The following is a 2,521-nucleotide window of genomic DNA, read 5'->3' on the forward strand; positions in this document are numbered from 1 at the left end:
GTCCGAGGTTGGAAAGTCTCTGGGAAGGTTGCGAACGGAACTTGTGGAGCGCAGCTTCGAGCATACCCTGGACCGCTCCGGCGGGATGCGTCGGGTCTGGCTCCGGGCCGGGAGAACGTCCAGAAACGCTACCTGCTCCACGTGGCAGGCTTCAACCTCGGCCTGCTGATGCGAGTCAAGACGGGGTGCGGCACCCCGAGGGGTTGGGCCGACGCCTGGTTTGCGTTGATCTGGACGGATCAGCACCCCTCACTGGCCTGCCTGGCCATCGTGATCATGGCCCAGGAGCGATGCTGCGCAATCATGCCCTTCGCGATCATCGGAAAGGGAGATTAGCCGAAGACAGCCTTTTGCAACGGGCTGTTAGCCGACGCTTGCTAAACGAGGGGCAGTACATTAGAGCCTAGCCCGACAACTCACACGAAGAAAGACGCTATGCACGACTTGACTAAAGAAACCAGGCAGAACAAGTCACAAGACAGATATGCCGCCCTGCCCCTGTTGGGGAATTTCCTCATTTTCTTCATAGCCTTGTACCTTGTGTGGCCCCTCTATGGACATGTTTCTGCTCAGCCCGTAGTATTTGGCTTTTCTTATGGCTATCTGAGTATGATTCTAGGGCTGGCAGGTGTACTTGCCGGTTGTTTCTACGCACTGCTGAGGTGTTCTTGGAGCAGTCACCGCTCCATTTTTTTCGTTCTCGTGATAGTCCTGGCCTCCCTTGAGGGCCTCTTCCGCCTGGACTCTGTCCAACTCCGATTCACCCCGGCTTATCATTTCCGTGAGACTGCGCCTTACACAGCCTTTTCCGGCACCAGAGACAGGTTCGAGCCGGCAAAGGCAACTCCCGGGGAATACCGTATATTCATGCTAGGCGGTTCTACTGTTAATACCGGCGACCCATCTCTCCCGCAGGCTCTCCAAGAAATTTTTCATGCCGAAGGCCACACGAATGTACGGGTGTACAACTATGGTGTCGTCAGTTTCATCTCGCGGCAGGAGCTGCTTTTGCTGCTGCTTGAAGTACTGAATGCCGCCCCCGACATGATCATCGTCTACGACGGTGGGAACAATATGTACCAACCCTTCTTCGGAGACCCTAGGCCGGGCTTCCCTTACAACTGGGCGACCTTTGAATCTGGGTTCGCACTGACAACCAGCATGGCTTCTTTCCGGACGACTGTAAGCTGGATCCTGCGACACAGTGCTCTGCTGCGCTGCACGCTGGACAGTGCGGAGTTTCAAGAGGACATGCTGCATCTCACCGCTCTCCGCAAGGAATCAGGTTACGGCACCGATGCTTGGCGCAACGCATTGGGGGACGTCTGGCGGGACGACTGGGATAAGATGTTATCCCTCATGGCAGGCAGGAAAATCAGGGCGGCCTTTTTCCTGCAGCCTTTCCTCACACAAAAAACGAAGCTTGATATCACTGAGGCTGAGATCGCATCTCGTTACACTGACGTCTTCCACCAGCACATGGGCCAGGGCTATGAGCGAATGAGGACAACCGTTGGCGACATGTCCTCCCGTTACCCCGGCGCGGTGGTCGCCGACTTTAGCCACGCCCTGGACGATTTTCCAGGAAAAGCCTTCGAGGATGTAATCCATGTAAACGCCGGGGCCAACCGCGCCCTGGCCCGCAAGATATTCAACATGCTGACCCCGTTCGAACCCTTCATGTCCGAGGGCCATGCCCACTGAATTGCCTCCGCTCGGATTGTCCTGCTTTCGATTCCCCTAGGTTCCGCATATGCCATCTGCCGAAAACCGGATCCGATTTCGTGACAACAGCCCCGCCGGAGCGCTCCGCTCCGGCGGGGTGTCAGGAGGGATCTAGCACGCGCAGGCGCAGGGCTTGGATGATGCGAAGGACGGGAGCTTCCCGCCAAGTTTGGAGGCCATCTGTTCGGCGATGGCGATGGCGAGGGCGTGGCCCATGATCTCCACTTCTGTAGCGGTCCAGGGTTTCTTGGCAGTTAGCCGCCAAAATCAGGCCGCCTTTGCGACCTCCAGTTTCTGTCTTTCCCTCACCTGGGCCGATGAGCGATAGCCGTGCCTGCCGATGCGCCACTGCCGGCTGTAGGTGTTCTTGAAGGCCAGGAGGCCCAGGCGGAGATCCTCGACCGTCTGGAATCGGCGCACCCAGAGCAGATTTTCCTTGAGGATGCGCACGAAACGCTCCGCAATGCCGTTGCCTTGGGGCTCTCGCACGTAGGACGGTGAATCCTTGATGCCCAGGAAGGCGATTTCCCGCTGGAAGTCCTCCGAGATGAACTGACTGCCGTGATCGTGGCGCAGGGTCAGGCCCGACGCCACCTCCTTGCCGAACGATCCAAAGCTGTGGCGCACGCCCTGCCGGATCGGTTCCAGCGCCTCGGACCTGGTGCCCCGCGGTAATCCTCCCCTTTTTTAGGCTGTCTGAAAAGTAGGGCTATGCAGCCGTTCTCAGTTTCTGCCTCGGAGTGATGCCGCCGATGCCCATGTTGGGCCGTTCGTTGTTGTAAGTCCAGAGCCACTT

Annotated in this window: 1 protein-coding gene and 2 pseudogenes; 2 read left to right on the top strand and 1 reads right to left on the bottom strand. The window is 58.0% G+C overall.

Annotation, left to right across the window (positions count from 1 at the left end):
• Together MLE27_RS18295 and MLE27_RS17845 are read left to right on the top strand one after the other, a co-directional pair.
• A pseudogene (locus tag MLE27_RS18295) lies at positions 1-336 on the top strand (transposase); the annotation flags it as partial.
• A gap of 99 nt (positions 337-435) precedes the next feature.
• Positions 436-1,704, top strand: coding sequence for a hypothetical protein (locus MLE27_RS17845; protein ID WP_243313990.1), 1,269 nt, complete (start codon positions 436-438; stop codon positions 1,702-1,704).
• A gap of 288 nt (positions 1,705-1,992) precedes the next feature.
• Here MLE27_RS17845 and MLE27_RS17850 read toward each other — a convergent pair.
• Positions 1,993-2,394 (bottom strand): annotated as a pseudogene (locus MLE27_RS17850) (integrase core domain-containing protein); the annotation flags it as partial.
• Between the last annotated feature and the right edge of the window lie 127 nt (positions 2,395-2,521).

The organism is Fundidesulfovibrio agrisoli, from assembly GCF_022808715.1.
GTDB classification, from domain to species: domain Bacteria; phylum Desulfobacterota; class Desulfovibrionia; order Desulfovibrionales; family Desulfovibrionaceae; genus Fundidesulfovibrio; species Fundidesulfovibrio agrisoli.